The sequence below is a fragment of the Castellaniella sp. genome (assembly GCF_004321985.1).
GTDB lineage: Bacteria > Pseudomonadota > Gammaproteobacteria > Burkholderiales > Burkholderiaceae_B > Castellaniella.
On record NZ_SCQN01000009.1, the window covers coordinates 1 to 16231 of the forward strand.

18 protein-coding genes are annotated in these 16231 nt (G+C 62.2%); 9 read left to right on the top strand and 9 right to left on the bottom strand.

Annotated elements, in window-relative coordinates:
- The 4 genes from EPN31_RS01315 to rpsL all read right to left on the bottom strand — a co-directional run.
- Positions 1–119: GTP-binding protein (locus EPN31_RS01315; protein WP_291768640.1), on the bottom strand; the 119-nt coding region annotated here is incomplete at its 3' end.
- 66 nt (positions 120–185) lie between these two features.
- A complete protein-coding gene (fusA, locus tag EPN31_RS01320; RefSeq protein WP_291768343.1) occupies positions 186–2288 on the bottom strand; it encodes an elongation factor G in 2103 nt (700 codons plus the stop codon).
- A 41-nt stretch (positions 2289–2329) separates the two neighbouring features.
- Positions 2330–2800 carry a 30S ribosomal protein S7 gene (gene rpsG, locus EPN31_RS01325; protein ID WP_291768347.1) on the bottom strand — a complete coding sequence of 157 codons (471 nt, stop codon included), beginning with the start codon at positions 2798–2800 and terminating at the stop codon, positions 2330–2332.
- 154 nt (positions 2801–2954) lie between these two features.
- Positions 2955–3329, bottom strand: coding sequence for a 30S ribosomal protein S12 (rpsL, locus tag EPN31_RS01330; RefSeq protein ID WP_291768350.1), 375 nt, complete (start codon positions 3327–3329; stop codon positions 2955–2957).
- A gap of 374 nt (positions 3330–3703) precedes the next feature.
- On the opposite strand from rpsL, the gene EPN31_RS01335 reads away from it, so the two are divergent.
- The 9 genes from EPN31_RS01335 (at position 3704) to EPN31_RS01375 (ending at position 11950) form a co-directional block, all read left to right on the top strand.
- Positions 3704–4597 (top strand): VOC family protein, encoded by an 894-nt coding sequence (locus tag EPN31_RS01335; protein ID WP_291768353.1) that lies wholly within the window; start codon positions 3704–3706, stop codon positions 4595–4597.
- The gene (locus EPN31_RS01340) at positions 4594–5475 is read left to right on the top strand and encodes a sugar phosphate isomerase/epimerase (protein WP_291768356.1); all 882 of its coding nucleotides are present in this window, start codon (positions 4594–4596) and stop codon (positions 5473–5475) included. Before EPN31_RS01335 ends, EPN31_RS01340 begins: the two co-directional genes overlap by 4 nt.
- Positions 5459–6289, top strand: a complete 831-nt coding sequence (locus EPN31_RS01345; protein WP_291768359.1) for an amidohydrolase — start codon at positions 5459–5461, stop codon at positions 6287–6289. The genes EPN31_RS01340 and EPN31_RS01345 overlap by 17 nt, the downstream gene beginning before the upstream one ends.
- Positions 6290–6335: 46 nt before the next feature.
- The gene (gene aroE, locus EPN31_RS01350; protein WP_291768363.1) at positions 6336–7163 is read left to right on the top strand and encodes a shikimate dehydrogenase; all 828 of its coding nucleotides are present in this window, start codon (positions 6336–6338) and stop codon (positions 7161–7163) included.
- Between the two features lie 165 nt (positions 7164–7328).
- A complete protein-coding gene (locus tag EPN31_RS01355; RefSeq protein WP_291768366.1) occupies positions 7329–8498 on the top strand; it encodes an ABC transporter substrate-binding protein in 1170 nt (389 codons plus the stop codon).
- 104 nt (positions 8499–8602) lie between these two features.
- Entirely contained in the window at positions 8603–9478 is an 876-nt protein-coding gene (locus tag EPN31_RS01360; protein ID WP_291768370.1) for a branched-chain amino acid ABC transporter permease, read from the top strand.
- Positions 9479–9487: 9 nt separating this feature from the next.
- A complete protein-coding gene (locus tag EPN31_RS01365) occupies positions 9488–10468 on the top strand; it encodes a branched-chain amino acid ABC transporter permease (RefSeq protein ID WP_291768374.1) in 981 nt (326 codons plus the stop codon).
- Positions 10465–11208 carry an ABC transporter ATP-binding protein gene (locus EPN31_RS01370; RefSeq protein WP_291768377.1) on the top strand — a complete coding sequence of 248 codons (744 nt, stop codon included), beginning with the start codon at positions 10465–10467 and terminating at the stop codon, positions 11206–11208. The genes EPN31_RS01365 and EPN31_RS01370 overlap by 4 nt, the downstream gene beginning before the upstream one ends.
- 4 nt (positions 11209–11212) lie before the next feature.
- Positions 11213–11950 carry an ABC transporter ATP-binding protein gene (locus tag EPN31_RS01375; protein ID WP_291768380.1) on the top strand — a complete coding sequence of 246 codons (738 nt, stop codon included), beginning with the start codon at positions 11213–11215 and terminating at the stop codon, positions 11948–11950.
- 59 nt (positions 11951–12009) lie between these two features.
- Here EPN31_RS01375 and EPN31_RS01380 read toward each other — a convergent pair whose 3' ends face one another.
- From EPN31_RS01380 to EPN31_RS01400, 5 genes are read right to left on the bottom strand one after another with little or no spacing between them, the layout of a single operon-like run.
- On the bottom strand, positions 12010–13179 hold the full coding sequence (locus tag EPN31_RS01380; RefSeq protein WP_291768383.1) for an acyl-CoA dehydrogenase family protein: 1170 nt from the start codon (positions 13177–13179) through the stop codon (positions 12010–12012).
- A gap of 12 nt (positions 13180–13191) precedes the next feature.
- Positions 13192–13962 carry an amino acid ABC transporter ATP-binding protein gene (locus EPN31_RS01385; RefSeq protein ID WP_291768386.1) on the bottom strand — a complete coding sequence of 257 codons (771 nt, stop codon included), beginning with the start codon at positions 13960–13962 and terminating at the stop codon, positions 13192–13194.
- 31 nt (positions 13963–13993) lie between these two features.
- Positions 13994–14830: a transporter substrate-binding domain-containing protein gene (locus EPN31_RS01390; protein WP_291768389.1), complete on the bottom strand. Its 837-nt coding sequence runs from the start codon at positions 14828–14830 to the stop codon at positions 13994–13996.
- Between the two features lie 49 nt (positions 14831–14879).
- Complete coding sequence (locus tag EPN31_RS01395) at positions 14880–15542, bottom strand: amino acid ABC transporter permease (protein ID WP_291768392.1); 663 nt, start codon at positions 15540–15542, stop codon at positions 14880–14882.
- Positions 15543–16211: an amino acid ABC transporter permease gene (locus EPN31_RS01400; RefSeq protein WP_291768395.1), complete on the bottom strand. Its 669-nt coding sequence runs from the start codon at positions 16209–16211 to the stop codon at positions 15543–15545. It abuts the gene before it with no gap.
- Positions 16212–16231 lie beyond the last annotated feature (20 nt).

The window sequence follows — 16231 nt, forward strand, 5'->3', positions numbered from 1 at the left end:
CTCTTGCGTGCCAGCACCGTCGTGATCGCCGCCGTCAGCGTCGTCTTGCCGTGGTCAACGTGTCCGATCGTGCCCACGTTCACGTGCGGTTTGGTCCGTTCAAACTTGCCTTTTGCCATGATAAATCCCGTATTCCTGAGAAATTTGAAGGGGAAGCGCCCGATCCCGAAGGATCGGACCGCCCATTACTTGCTGCGAGCAGCGATGACTTCTTCGGCGACGTTGCGCGGCGCCTCCGCGTACTGCTTGAACTCCATCGTGTAGGTGGCACGACCCTGGGTCTGCGAACGCAGGCTGGTCGAATAGCCGAACATCTCGGCCAGCGGAACTTCGGCCTTGATGATCTTGCCACCGCCCGGAATGTCGTCCATGCCCTGCACCATGCCACGGCGGGACGACAGGTCGCCCATCACGGTACCGGCGTAGTCCTCGGGCGTCTCGACTTCCACGTGCATCATGGGTTCGAGCAGCACCGGGCTGGCCTTGCGCATGCCGTCCTTGAACGCCATGGACGCGGCCATGCGGAACGCGTTTTCATTCGAGTCCACATCATGGTAGGACCCGAAGAACAACGTGACCTTGACATCCACCACCGGGTACCCGGCGACCACGCCAGCCGGCAAGGTCTCACGGATACCCTTGTCCACTGCGGGGATGAACTCGCGCGGCACCACGCCGCCCTTGATCGCGTCCACGAACTCGTACCCGCCACCCTGGGGCAGCGGTTCGAGCTTGAGCACCACGTGACCGTACTGGCCGCGGCCGCCGGACTGCTTGACGAACTTGCCTTCGACTTCGTCGCAGGTCTTGCGGATGGTTTCGCGGTAGGCAACTTGGGGCTTGCCCACGTTGGCTTCCACACCGAACTCACGGCGCATGCGATCGACCAGAACTTCCAGGTGCAGCTCGCCCATGCCGGAGATGATGGTCTGACCGGATTCCTCGTCGCTGTGCACGCGGAAGGACGGATCCTCGGCAGCCAGGCGGGACAGGGCGATGCCCATCTTTTCCTGGTCAGCCTTGGACTTGGGTTCCACGGCCTGCGAGATCACGGGCTCGGGGAATTCCATTTTCTCGAGCAGGATGTGATCGCCCACGTCGCACAAGGTCTCGCCCGTGGTCACGTCCTTCAGGCCCACCACGGCGGCGATGTCGCCCGCCACCACTTCCTTGATTTCGGAGCGGTTGTTGGCGTGCATCTGCAGGATGCGGCCCACGCGTTCTTTCTTGCCCTTGGCCGGGTTGTAGATGGTCTCGCCGGACTTCAGCACGCCCGAATACACGCGGATGAACGTCAGCTGGCCCACGAACGGGTCGGTCATGAGCTTGAATGCGAGCGCGGACAGGTCTTCGCTGTCGTCAGCCTTGCGCTCGATCACGTTGCCCTCGTCGTCCGTGCCCTTCACCGGCGGAATATCCACCGGCGACGGCAGGTAGTCGATGACCGCGTCCAGCATGCGCTGCACGCCCTTGTTCTTGAAGGCGGTGCCGCACAGCATGGGCTGGATCTCGCAGGCGATGGTGCGCAGACGGATGCCCAGGTTGATTTCCTCTTCGGACAACTTGCCCGATTCGAGGTACTTGTCCATCAGCTCTTCATTGGCCTCGGCCGCTGCTTCGACCAGGTTCTCATGCCACTCGTTGGCCTGATCGACCAGCTCCGCGGGGATGTCGATGTAATCGAACTTGGTGCCCTGGGAGGCTTCGTCCCAGACGATGCCCTTCATCTTCACCAGGTCAACCACACCCTTGAAGCTGTCTTCGGCGCCGATCGGGATCACGACGGGCACGGGATGGGCCTTCAGGCGCGTCTTCATCTGGTCGTAGACCTTGAAGAAGTTCGCACCCGTGCGGTCCATCTTGTTCACGAAGGCCAGGCGCGGCACACCGTACTTGTTGGCCTGGCGCCACACGGTCTCGGACTGCGGCTGCACGCCGCCCACCGAGCAATACACCATGCAGGCACCGTCGAGCACGCGCATGGAACGTTCGACTTCGATGGTGAAGTCCACGTGTCCCGGGGTGTCGATGATGTTGATGCGGTGCTGCTCGTACTGATGGTTCATCCCGCTCCAGAACGCCGTGGTCGCCGCCGACGTGATGGTGATGCCGCGTTCCTGTTCCTGTTCCATCCAGTCCATGGTGGCAGCACCCTCATGGACTTCGCCGATCTTGTGGTTCACGCCGGTGTAGAACAGAATGCGCTCGGTCGTGGTGGTCTTTCCGGCGTCGATGTGCGCGGAAATGCCAATGTTGCGATAGCGCTCGATGGGGGTTTTGCGGGCCATAATGCTTGTCCTAGTAAATAACCGTCTGATAACCGACTGGATTACCAGCGGAAGTGGCTGAAGGCCTTGTTGGCCTCGGCCATCTTGTGAGTATCCTCACGTTTCTTCATGGCGCCCCCGCGGCCTTCGGCGGCTTCCATCAGTTCGCCGGCCAGACGCAGGTCCATGGATTTTTCACCGCGCTTCTTGGCGGCCTCACGCAGCCAGCGCATGGCCAGCGCCAAGCGGCGCACGGGCCGGACTTCGACCGGGACCTGGTAGTTCGCACCACCCACGCGGCGCGACTTGACCTCGACCACCGGCTTGATGTTGTTGATTGCAGCGTTGAAGACCTCGATGGGCTCCTTCCCGGTCTTGGTCTGGATCTGGTCCAGAGCGCCGTACACGATGCGTTCCGCCACGGCCTTCTTGCCGGACAGCATGACGACGTTCATGAATTTGGCCAGATCGACACTGCCGAACTTGGGATCAGGGAGAATTTCACGCTTGGGTACTTCGCGACGACGGGGCATTTCGAATTCCTTGTGACGATTCAGTTGAACTGTCCTGGGACAGCCACGGCTTCCATGTCGGAGAGCCACTTACCTGCCGGAAGATGCGTTTTCCGGCTGCACGTTCGGTCCCCACGGACCGATGAAAAACAGCTAAATCAGCGCGCGGGCCTGATTACTTCTTAGGGCGCTTGGCACCGTACTTGGAACGGGCCTGTTTGCGGTCTTTCACGCCCTGCAGGTCCAGAGAACCACGCACGATGTGATAGCGCACACCCGGAAGGTCCTTCACGCGGCCGCCACGCACCAGAACCACCGAGTGTTCCTGGAGATTGTGGCCTTCGCCGCCGATGTAGGAGATGACCTCGAAGCCATTGGTCAGGCGCACCTTGGCGACCTTACGCAAGGCCGAGTTCGGCTTCTTCGGGGTGGTAGTGTAAACACGGGTGCAGACGCCGCGTCGCTGGGGGCAATTTTCCAGCGCCGGGCTCTTGCTGCTCTCGCGACTGACCTGGCGCGGCTTGCGCAGCAGTTGAGCAATGGTAGGCATGACCTTTACGCATCCTTTGTACTTGCGTACATTTACGTCAATATTCATGGGTCTGGCACTACGGAGTCTGGTGCTGTGACTGAACCCCGAATCCCAGGCGGTTCATGCAAAATCCGCCGGGCACGAATGACGTAAAGAGCGGGTCTTGCACGATGGGGCCTGGCATGTCAAACACGCTCAAGCCCCGATGCTGCCAGGCAAAATCATGATCGATTTCAAAGACATGAGACAGGCAGCGCATACTGCTGCCAAATGCCAATAACCCAGCAAGCCTGTAAGTTTAGCATGGTCGCGAACTCGAAGGCAATATGCTCTACTGCCATTATGATAGAGGCGCAAATGGGTAACCAGGCGGCAAACCAGACGGAGCGATCATGACCCGCGCAGGCACCGAGGAAAGCAACCCGCTGGGAATGCAGGGGATCGAGTTCGTCGAATACCTGTCCCGGCATCCGGACGAACTGGGTGGGGTGCTCGCCCAGCTCGGGTTCCGCCTGATCGCCAGACACCGCTCGCGCGCCGTCTTCCTGTACCGCCAGGGGTCGATGAACATCATCATCAACGCCGACGAGGCGGCGCTCTCCAGCCACGACCGGCCTGACGAGGGCGATCAGATCAACGCCGTGGCATTGCGCGTGGCGGACGCCAACCTGGCCTACCGCCGCTGCATGCAATGGGGAGCCTGGCCCATCCCCACCCGCGCAGACGTGATGGAACTGAACATCCCCGGCATTCACGGCGTAGGCGATTCGGTGATCTATCTGGTGGATCACCGGCGCAATGTCTCCATTTACGATGTGGACTTCGAGTACGTCAGCGACGAACGGGAAGTCCCGACCGTAGTGCCAGGGCTGCACTTTTTTGGCCTGGTGCAGTACATCAACCCAGACCGAACCGCCGAATGGATCGATTTCTACGCCCAGCTCCTGGGGTTCCGCGCGCTGCCGCCCGACACGCACTTTGGCATTCTGCCCAACGGCACGATCCTTCAAAGCCCCTGCGGGCACTTCTACCTGCAGCTGGTCGAACCGATGGGCGACGCGCTGTTCGATGTCGAATGGTATGAACAGTTTGCCCGTCTCGCCTTCGGCACACCGGACGTCGCGCTCACGGTGCGTTCCCTGGAGGCCCGCGGCGTACCCTTTGAAAACAATGAATTCTCGAGGCCGGACAGCCACGGTGCCGTAACCTCCGGACTGTCCTACGACGTGAACTTCGAGCTGGTGCGCCAGGACCCCGCGCCCCCACCCGCCGGAGACCAGGCGTGAACCGCAACAGTCTCGGCCTGGATCTGGCCTGTCTGGCAGGGTCCCTCGAAGAGCGCCTGACAGCCGCCAAGGCGGCTGGTTTCTCGCAGGTCATGCTGTGGGCGCGCGATCTGGTCAACTACCCGAGCGGCTACCACGCAGCGCTGGAACGGGTGCACGCCAGCCGGCTGCGGGTGACGGGCCTGCAATTGATGCGCAACTACGAGGGCATGAACGGCCCATCGCACGAACATCGGCTGGATATCGTCAAGGCGCTGCTGGACGTCTGTGTGGACGTGGGGGCGCCGCTGCTGCTGGTGCGGGCCTCGGCCGCCATCGAAGCCCAATTCGACCCCGCCCGCGCCGAAGCCGACCTGTGCAAGCTCGCGAACCTGGCCGTGCCCACCGGGGTACGCATCGGCTTCAAGGCCATCCCCTGGAGCCACTCAGTCGCGGACACCGCCCAGGCCTGGGAGCTGGTGAGCCGGGTCCGACACGCCAATCTGGGCCTGGTGCTCGATGCGTTCCACTTCATCGCCGGCGGCCGGGCACTGGAAAGCCTCAACGAGATTCCGCCCGAGAAAATTCTGCTGGTCCAGCTTGCGGACTTCGGGGTGCCGGTCTTCCATGAACTGGGCCAGAAGACCGGCGACCATCTGCGCGTATTCCCGGGCGATGGTGTACTGCACGACAAGGTCGCGGCTTTCGTGCGACACCTGGACTGGCTGGGCTATGACGGGGACTACAGCCTGCTGGTCTTCAACGAGGACTACCAGGCGCTGCCGGCGCAGGCTGTCGCCCAGTTCGCGGCGCGCTCGGCGGCCTGGGTCAACACCCAGGTGCTGCGCCGGCGGCTGCCACTGAATCGAAAAGGACCGGGCCATGACCATCTTCGATGAACCCAAGATCGACTGTCACAATCACGTCATCGATCCTCTGCATTTTCCGTACATCGAAGGCACACGCTACCGCCCGAGCGGCCAGGAAATCGGTACCGCCATCCAGTTTCGCGCCGTCATGCAGGCATACGGCGTCCAGTACGCGCTGGTCGTGCAGCCCACCTCGGGCTACGGGACCGACAACCGCTGCATGCTGGACGCGCTCGCGCACGGCGAAGGCCGTCTCAAAGGCATCGGGCTGGTTTCCAACGATGTTTCGTCCGCGCGGCTGGCTGAACTCAAGGCGCAGGGCGTCCTGGGCGTGACCGTGAACCTGTCCATCGAAGGCGTGGACTACTTCAGCCATGCGGACACGCTGTTCAACCGGCTGGCGGACCTGGACATGTTCGCGCAGATCCAGTACCAGAAGGATCAACTGGTCGGCCTGCTGCCGCTGATCGGGCGCACCCGGACCCGGCTGCTGTTCGACCACTCCGGCTGCCCGGATGTCCGCGCGGGCCTGAACCAGCCAGGGTTCCAGGCGCTGCTGCGCCTGGCCGACAGCGGCCGGGCCCACGTGAAACTCTCCGGGATGTCCAAATATTCCAACGAGCCCTACCCCTTCGAAGACACCAAACCCTACCTGCGGGCCTTGCTGGCTGCTTTCGGCCCCCAGCAGTGCCTGTGGGCGTCCGACTGGCCGCACCTGAAGGCTCCCGAGCGGCTGGACTACGGTCCATTGCTCATGTACGCCCAGGCCCTGATGCCCGACGCCGCCATCCGGCATCAGGTCATGTGGGAGACTCCGTTCCATCTGTTCGGCTTCGGCGGCTGAACGCGCACTATCGTAGTAATCTTCATGGTTTCGTGGAGGCTCCGACATGACTGACCGCTACGCCCTCGTGGGCAACCCTGTGGCCCAATCCAAATCCCCCATCCTGCACGCGGCGTTCGCTCGCCAGTTGAATCAGGACATGACCTACGAGGCCATCCTGGCCACGAAGGAAAACTTCCACGAAACGGTGCGCCGGTTCATCGACGAGGGCGGAAAGGGCATGAACATCACCGCCCCCTTCAAGCTCGACGTGCTGGATCTGGTCGACACGATGTCCGAGCGTGCGCAGGCGGCGCAGGCCATCAATACGCTCAAGTTCGACGAGAACGGCGTGTACGGTGACAACACAGACGGCGCCGGGCTGGTCAGCGACATCCAGGAATACATGGGGGTCAAACTGAAGGGCCGACGTCTGCTGGTGGTCGGCGCGGGTGGCGCTGCGCGGGGCATCTTCCTGCCGCTGCTGCAAACCGAGCCCGCCTACTTCCTGGTGGTGAACCGCACGGCACACAAGGCCCACGAGATCATCGGCGACCACGCCGACCCTGGCAAGGTGGAAGCGGGTGCCATCGAGCTCGCCGCAGACGGCCAATTCGACGTGGTGATCAACGCGACGTCCGCCAGTCTGACGGGCGATCACTTGCCGCTGCCGCAAGGCACCTACGCCAAAGGCTCCCTGGCGTACGAGCTGGCCTACAACAAGGGGCGCACGCCCTTCATGGACGACGCCACCCGGGGCGGGGCGGCACGGCTGGCCGACGGTCTGGGCATGCTGGTGGGCCAGGCTGCGGAAGGCTTCCTGCTGTGGCGCGGCATCCGCCCGGACGTCACGGAAGTCATGCGCATGTTGCGCAGTACGGTCAAGCCGATCTAGGAATCCCCAGCGCCCCGCCAAGGGGTACGGCCCATACGTTCGCTGTGAACATGCACGAACTAACCAGACCGTACACTAGGATGTGCCCGTATTTCAAAGGCCTGCGGCACCATGCTATAAGCAGCAAAAGCCCCCGTTTCGCGCCAACACCATCAAGGAGACAACATGAAAACACGGGTTCTGTTCACAAAATACGCAATCGCCAGCACACTGGCGTTCGCAGCCTCAGGCCTGGTCCTGCCAACATTCGCCGCCGACACGGTCAAGATCGCTGAAATCATCGAGCTGACCGGTCCGGGCACCACGTCCGGCACCAATTTCCGCGATGGCGCCAATCTGGCGATCAAAGAGGTCAACGCAGCGGGTGGCATCCTGGGCAGGAAGATCGTCACCACCGTGGCCGACACACAGTCCAACCCCGGCATCGCCAAGGGCCTGGCCCAGAAAGCCGTGGACGATGGCGCCTTTGCGGTGTTCGGCCCGGTCTTCACCGGATCCGTCATGGTGAGCATGGCCGTCACCTCGGCGGCCGAGATTCCGAACTTCACGGGAGCCGAGGGCGCACCCATCACCCAACAGGGCAACAAGTACATCTTCCGCACCAGCCTGACCCAGTCCGACGCCATGCCCAAGGTGGCACGCTACCTCGATACGCGCAAGGACATCAACACGATCGCCGTGCTCTTCGTGAACAATGACTTTGGCGTGGGTGGGCGCGATGCCATCGTCAACGCGCTGAAGAAGACCCACGTCAAGGTCGTGGACGTCATCTCCACCGCCCAAGGCCAGGTCGACTTCAGCTCGGCCGTCGTGAAGCTCAAACAGAGCAACGCCGACGCCTTGTTCGCCTACACCAACGAAGAAGAATCCGCCCACCTGCTGCGCGAACTGAAGAAGCAGGGGTGGAACAAGCCCATCATCGGTGAAACCACGATCGCGGGTCAGAAGGTCATCGAATTGGCGGGCGCCGCCGCAGCCGACGGTGTCGTGGCCGATGTGGGCTTGACCGTAGACGCACCCGTGCCGGGCATGGCCAAATTCAACAAGGACTTCCAGGCTGCCTACCACTACGTGCCCGACCACAACGGCATCAAGGGGTACACCGGGATCTACATCCTGAAAGCCGCCATCGAGAAAGTCGGCAAGTTCGATCCCAAGGCCGTCGCCGCCGCCATGCACGGCATCCACCTGAAGGCCAAGGACCACCCCGGCATCCTGATGGACGTGTCCTATAACGACAAGGGCGACCTCGACCGCGAAAGCTTCCTCGTGAAGATCGTCAACGGCGAGCAGAAGATCGTCGGCGTCTTGCCGCCGCTGGGATCGGGCTCCTGAGCCACTGAACCACCGGCCGGCGTGGCCCCCGCGGGTCACCCCGGCTGGTCATTTTCCCGGGCAGGTGTCCGGGTCCGCCGCCCCTTCGTCGCACGAGCGTTCCGATGATCAATTTCATGCAGCTGGTGATTTCCGGCATGGCGACCGGCTCCATCTACGCCCTGGTTGCACTGGGCTTCACGCTCCTGTGGCAAGCCTCGGGCACCATCAACTTTGCCGCGGGCGAATTCGTCATGCTCCCGGCCTTCTCGATGCTGGCCTTCCAGGCCCTGGGTTTGCCGCTGCTGGCGAGCTTCGTACTCACCCTGGTGGTCGCCACCGCGGTGCTGGGGTATGGCTTCAAACGGGCCATCGTCGACCCGATGCGCAAATTCGGTGTCATGCCGCTGGTCGTAGCCACCATCGGCCTGGCGCTCATCATGCGCAGCGGCGCGCAGATCGCCTTTGGCGCACAGGCGATGCCCTTCAAGAACATCTTCGGCTACCACGTCTTCAGCATTGCGGGCGTCCACGTGTCGGCCAGCGACATGGGCATCCTGGCCTGCACCTTCGTGGTCGTCTTCGGGCTGCAGGCGTTCCTGCAACATACCGTGACCGGCCGCGCCATGCAGGCTGTCGCACAAAACACCGAGACGGCGCGTGTGCTGGGGATCCGCGTCAACCGCATGATCTTCTACACCTTTGCCATCAACGCCATGCTGGCCACCCTGGCCGCGCTGCTGGTCACGCCCATGTACCTGGCCAAATTCGACATGGGTATCCTGCTGGGCCTGAAGGCCTTTCTGGCCGCCATCATCGGCGGGTTCAACAATTCACGGGGGGCGCTCCTGGGCGGGGTGATCATCGGCGTGAGCGAAAACCTGGTGGGGGCCTATATTTCTTCATCCTATATGGACGGCGTCGCACTGGCGCTCTTCCTGCTGGTGATCCTGTTCAAGCCCGATGGCCTGCTGGGCGCCCCCGTCGTGCGCAAGGTCTGAGGGGCTGCCATGAAGAAACTGCATCTCGCACTGGGCCTGATCAGCATCATCGCATTGATCGCAGCGCCCCACTTCTTCAAGACCTACGGGGTGTACCTGCTCACCTACTGGCTGGTCTACGTCATCGCCAACCTGGGGCTGAACCTGATCGTGGGCTACGCGGGACTGAAGGCGCTGGGTCACGCCGCATTCTTCGGGGTGGGGGCCTATACCTCGGCCATTCTGATGAGAGCCGGGATGGACTTCTGGCCGGCCATGGCCGTGGGCATGGTGCTGTGCTTCGTGCTCGGCCTGCTGGTGGGATTCCCCGCCCTGCGGGTACAGATGCACTACCTGGCCTTTGCGACGCTGGGCCTGAACGAAATCTTCGTCCTGGTCGTCAAGAACGAGAGCTGGCTCACGGGTGGCACCTTCGGCATCTCGAACATTGCGCGGCCCAGCCTGTTTGGCTATGTTTTCAAGGCACCCATTCCTTTCTACTACTTCGTGCTGGCCTTCGCTCTGCTGTCCTTCTTCATCCTGTGGTGGATCGTGCATTCACCCTGGGGCAAGGCCTTCACGGCGCTGCGCGACAACCCCATCCGCGCCGAAAGCCTGGGCGTGAACATCCAGCGCTACACGCTGCTCACCTTTGCCATCGGCGGGGTCTACGCCGGGATGGCGGGGTCGCTGTTCGCCTCCCTGGTGCAGTACATCGACCCTTCTCCCTTCGACGTGCAGATCTCGATCCTCATGTTCCTCATGGTCATCATCGGCGGTCCGGGCTACCTGCTGGGTCCGGTGCTGGGATCGTTCATCGGCGTCTTCGCTCCTGAATGGCTGCGCTTCACCCAAGGCTGGTATCTGCTGCTCTTCGGTCTGGTCGTGGTCGTGCTCATGGTCTGGCTGCCAGGCGGCCTGCTGTCCCTGCGTCAGCGGCTCGCCTCACGCCGCGAAGCCAGGGCGCACGAACTCGCGCGCCTCCAGACCGCTCACCGGAAAACCGCATGAAGCCCATTCTGAGTGTCAAGGGGCTGAAGAAGTCCTACGGGGCCATCCAGGCCGTCAACGACGTATCTTTCGACGTCATGCCGGGCGAGATCTTCGGCGTCATCGGCCCCAACGGCTCGGGCAAGACCACCATGTTCAACAGCATGCTGGGGCAGATCCAGGCAGACGCCGGGCAGATCTTCCTCAACGGGGAAGAGATCACCAACCTCAAACCCCAGCAATTGAGCATGCGGGGCGTGGGACGCACCTTCCAGACATTGCAAGTCTTTGGCAACATGACGGTGCGTGACAACCTCATCGTGGCCGCCCAGGAACACCACGGCACCATGCTCAACCGGCTGTTCGCCGCGACAGACTCGGGCCTGGGGCCGCAGGCCGATGCGCTCATCGAGATGTTCAACATTGCCCACGTGAGCCGTAAGCCCGCCGGGGCGCTGAGCTATGGCCAGCAAAAGCTGGTGGACATCGCCATGGCCTTCATGAGCGAACCGTCGCTGGTGCTGCTCGACGAACCGTGCGCGGGTGTGAACCCTCTCCTGGTGGTCGGGATCTCACGCATGCTGAAGGAACTGAACCAGCAGCGCAAAAGCTCGTTCATCGTCATCGAGCACAACATGGACTTCGTCATGAGCCTTTGCCAGCGCGTCATGGTCATGGTCGAGGGCGAGGTGATGATGATAGGGACGCCCGCCGAGGTGCGCGCCAACAAGCGGGTGCTGGACGCCTATCTGGGGAGCTGAGTCCATGTCCGATATCGCAATCGAGTTCGAAGACGTGGTGGCCGGCTACAAGGATCTGATGATCCTCAACGAGCTGTCGTTCACCGCGCGCGAATCCGCCATCACCCTGCTGCTGGGCCCCAACGGGGCGGGCAAATCCACTGTGCTCAAGACGCTCTTCGGCCTGCTGCGCGTACGCGCGGGCAAGATCCGCCTGCACGGCGAAGACATCACCCATGCCGATCCGCGCGATTTGCTGGCACGCGGCATCGCCTTCGTTCCTCAAGGGCGCAATCTGTTCAGCCAGCTCACGGTGTACCAGAACCTGGAGTTGGGCGGCATCACGCTGGGGATGAAGACCACCCACGAGCGCATCGCAGAGGTCCTGGACCGGTTTCCCCGACTGAAAGAGCGGCTGCATTCTCAGTCGTCAACGCTTTCGGGGGGCGAGCAGAAGCAACTCGAGATCGGCCGCGCCCTGCTGCTGCGGCCCAGGGTTCTGCTCATCGACGAACCGTCTATCGGCCTGTCACCTCAGATCGTCGCGGGGGTGTTCGACCTGTTGCGCGGTCTGGTCGCCCAGGGGCTGACAGTGCTGATGGTGGAGCAGAACGTCAACAGCGCGCTGAAAGTCGCCAATGACGCCGTGGCACTGGCATCAGGCACCTGCGTGCTGCAGAAGCCGGCGGCGGAACTGCTGGCCGACCCCGACATCGAACGCCTGTTTCTCGGCACGGCCGCCGAAGACTTCGAGGACAAATAGCGCACGAGGCAAGGCATGCGCCCCGGCGTTCTAGGTTTTATGCTGCGCTGGCGTCTGTCCTACAGCGTGCCGTAAAGTGCCTCGCCATGCCTGGACAGGCTGCGCGCGATGACGCTGCGGTGAATTTCCGAGGTGCCGTCGAAGATCCGGAAGATCCGCGCATCACGGTACAGGCGCTCGACCGGAAGATCTGCGCAGTACCCCATGCCGCCGTACACCTGGACGGCGCGGTCCGCTACGCGCCCCAGCATCTCGGAGCAATAGACCTTGGCCATGGAGATTTTCTCGCGCGGATCCTTGCCCCGATCGATGTCGTGGGCGGCGTCCCAGACCATCCAGCGCGCTGCATTGATCTCGATGGCGCTGTCGGCCAGCATCTGCTGAATCATCTGGAAATCCGCGATGGCGCGCCCGAACTGCTTGCGTTCATTGGCATAGGACACCATCAGGTTCATCAGACGCGTGGCCTTGCCGACGGCCCGGGCGCAGACCTGGGCCAGGCGTACCCGTCCCAGCGTTCGCAGGATCTGGCCAAAGCCCGTGTTTTCCTCGCCCAGCAGACAATCGTTCGAGAGCGGGACCTCGTCGAAATGCAGCTCTACGTGGCTGGTGCCGGTGAGCCCCATCATCTTTTGGTTGCGCCCCACCGTCAGCCCGGGCAGCGCCTTGTCCACCAGGAAAAGTGAAATTCCCCGCGTACCCGCCTGTGGGTCGGTGACGGCCGACACCACGAAAAAGTCGGAGAATTCGCCGTCGCTGATGAAGTGCTTGCCGCCGTTCAGAACCCAGCGATCGCCCTGACGGGTCGCCCGGGTGCGAATGCCGCCCGCATCCGACCCCGCACCGGGCTCCGTAATGGCAATGGCGCAGGTCCGTTCGCCCCGCACCGTCGGCAACAGCCAGCGTTCACGCTGCGCCGCGTTCGCGTTCAGCAGGACCTCGTAGACGTTGCCGAATGCCCGGCGGATCAGGATGTCCTTGGCGTGGCCGAATTGCTCTTCGGCCAGCATGGTGTCGAGTGCCGACAGGCCACCACCACCGAACTCCTCCGGGATGTTCATGGCATACAAGCCATTTTCCCTGGATTTCTCGAATAGCGCGCGCGCCAGGAGCGGGTCCAGGAAACCCTTTTCCTCGATCCCCTCTTCCAGCGGAAGGAGTTCCTTTTCAACGAATTTGCGTACCGTCTCGACCAGCATGACCTGTTCGACGGAAAGTTCCAGATCCATGTACGGTCCCCTTCAGCGATGCAGAATGTCCCCCAGGAAGGCCTTGGCACGGGGATGCTGGGGATTGTCGAAGAAGGTCGCGGGAGGCGCTTCTTCCAGGATCCTGCCCTCGGCCATGAAAATCACCCGATTGGCCACGGACCGGGCAAACCCCATTTCGTGCGTCACGCAGATCATGGTCATGCCATCTTCGGCAAGACCCACCATGGTGTCCAGCACTTCCTTCACCATTTCGGGGTCCAGCGCCGAGGTGGGCTCGTCAAAGAGCATCACACGGGGCTCCGTGCATAGTGCGCGCGCAATGGCGACGCGCTGCTGCTGCCCACCCGACAGTTGCGCCGGGTATTTGTCGGCCTGGTTCAGCACATGGACACGATCGAGCAGGCGCCGCGCCCGTTCTTCGGCCTGCTCCTTGGACTGCTTCAGCGTATAAATGGGCGACAGCGTGCAGTTTTCGAGCACCGTCATGTGCGGAAACAGGTTGAACTGCTGAAACACCATGCCCACATCCAGGCGCACGGCATTGATGGCCTTGGGGTCGTTCGTGAGCGAAATGCCGTCCACGGAGATCTGACCTCTGGAATAGCTCTCGAGGTGATTGATGCAGCGGATCAGCGTGGACTTCCCGGAGCCCGAAGGCCCGCAGAGCACAATCCGTTCACCCGGCTGCACCGACAGGTTGATGTCGATGAGGGCGTGATAATCGCCATACCACTTGTTCACCTCTTCCATGAGAATCATGGGGCCAGCGGACTGGACGGCGGCGGATCGGATAGTGCTCATGAGGAACCTTCTGGGAACGGCGCGAATCGGATTACTTGGCCACAAACGGAATGCCGGGGATCGAGGCCGGGAAATCCATCATGGAGTAGCCCATCCATTTGGTCTGGATCTTGGCGAGTTCTCCATTGGCCTTGATCTTGCTGATGAAGGCATTCAGCGCCTCGTTCAGTTCCTTGTCGCCCAGGGGAGAGCAGGCGCCGTTGTACAGGCGGGTGAAGGTCAGCTTGTTCTCGAACGTACCCGGCTTTGCATCATTGAGGCGCTTGACGTAGAACGCGTTGCCGCCAACGGCCTGGACCTGGCCGGACAGCATGGCCTGGATGGTGGCCGCATCGTCATCGAAGCGGCGGATGACCGTTCCCTGGGGGGCGGCCTTGGTGATGTCAATGTCCTGCACGCTGGAGCGGGGCACCCCGATGGTGTATTTCTTCATGTCGGCATCGGTCTTCACAACCGTGGTCTTCGGAGCGACCAGCGTGATGCTGTTGGCGATGTAAGGTTGGCTGAACTGAACCGCCTTCGCCCGCTCGGGCAGCATGGCCATCGTGGCGAACAGGACGTCGACACGGCCCGAGGTCAGCGCAGGAATGCGGTTGGCGACCTCGAGTCCCACGAATTTCGCCTTGACGCCCAGGTACTTGGCAAACAGATTGCCCATGTCGGCATCGATGCCGTCCGCTTTACCGGTGGTGGCATTCACATAGCCCCAGGGCGGGTTTGCGGCCTGGATGCCGATGACGATCTCGCCCTTGGCCTTGATCTGGGCCGGCGTGGCGGCCGAAGCGGGCGCGCTGAACAGCAATGACGTGGAAGCCAGCAGGCTGGCCGCCGCGAAGAGCCCGCAGGCTTTGAGTGTGGTGAATTTCATGAGGCTTGTCTCCTGTGGCTGGAAAAACCAGCGGTGATGATGAAGGTTTTCAACGGTTTGATGAATCGCTGGCTGCCAATCGGGCTTCAAGCCGGGAACCGTAGATGGAAAGCGGCCAGCACAAACAGAAATATACGACCCCGACCCCCCCGTAAACCAGCAATGGCGTGAAAGTCTGATTGGCCACGATGGTGCCGCTGCGGGTCAGTTCGGTGAACCCCACGATGGCGGCCAGCGACGTGCCCTTGATCAGCTGCACCAGGAAGCCGACGGTGGCCGGCAGAGAGATGCGCAACGCCTGCGGCAGGATGATCTTGCGCATGCGCACCCAGTAGCTCACGCCGAGCGCCGTGGCGGCCTCGGTCTGCCCCTTCGGGATGGCATCGATCGAACCCCGCCAGATTTCGCCCAGGAAAGCGCTGGCGTACAAGGTGAAACAAACGGCCACCGATACCCAGGCCGTGATGTTGAACCCTATCAGCGCCAACCCGTAATATGTGACGAACAGCTGCAGCAGCAGCGGCGTGCCCTGAAAAATGCCAATGTAGGTGGCCGTGACGGTACGCAGGAACTTGAAGCGCTCTGAGGTGCGGGCCAGCGAGATGGCGAATCCCACGACACCGCCCATCACGACGCCAATGATCGAAAGCGCGATGGTCCAGCGCACGCCGCCCAGCAGGAACACCCATTCGGGAAAGGTCGGGTTGTGCATTTACTTCACCGGATACTGGAACAGCTGGTTGAACACGGCGCGCAGGCCCAGCAGCATGATGGTCGAAATCACGAGATACATGCCCGTGACGGTGAAGAAGACCTCGAAGCTGCGGAAGGTGTCGGATACGATGCGCTGCGCCACCGAGGTCAGCTCGTAGGCCGAGATGGCGGAAGCGATACTGGTGGTGAGCGTCAGGAGGATGAACTGGCTGGACAGGGAGGGGAACACCGCACGCATGGCGGGCTTCAGCACCACCAGACGAAACACGTTCAGCTTGCTCAGGCCCAGGGCGAAGCCCGCTTCGATCTGCCCTTTCTGGATGGACTGAACCCCACCGCGAATGATTTCGATGGCATAGGCCCCCCCATTGACACCCAGCGCAATGATGGCCGTGGGCGTGGGGTTCAGCCGCACACCCGCGAGCGGCAGCGCAAAGAAGATGAAATAGATCTGGACCAGAAAGGGCGTATTGCGAATGATCTCGACGAAGGCAATGACAAGATTCCGAAGCACACGATTGTGCGAGCTGCGCAAGATGACGCCCAGGATGCCGATGACCGTGGCCAGCGCCATCCCCGCCAGCGCCAGGCCCATCGTGCCCGCGCACCCGGCCAGCAGTTCCGGAAACTGCTGGAAGACGGGTTCAAAGTCGAACTGATAAGCCATGACTCATTCCGTCCGGATCG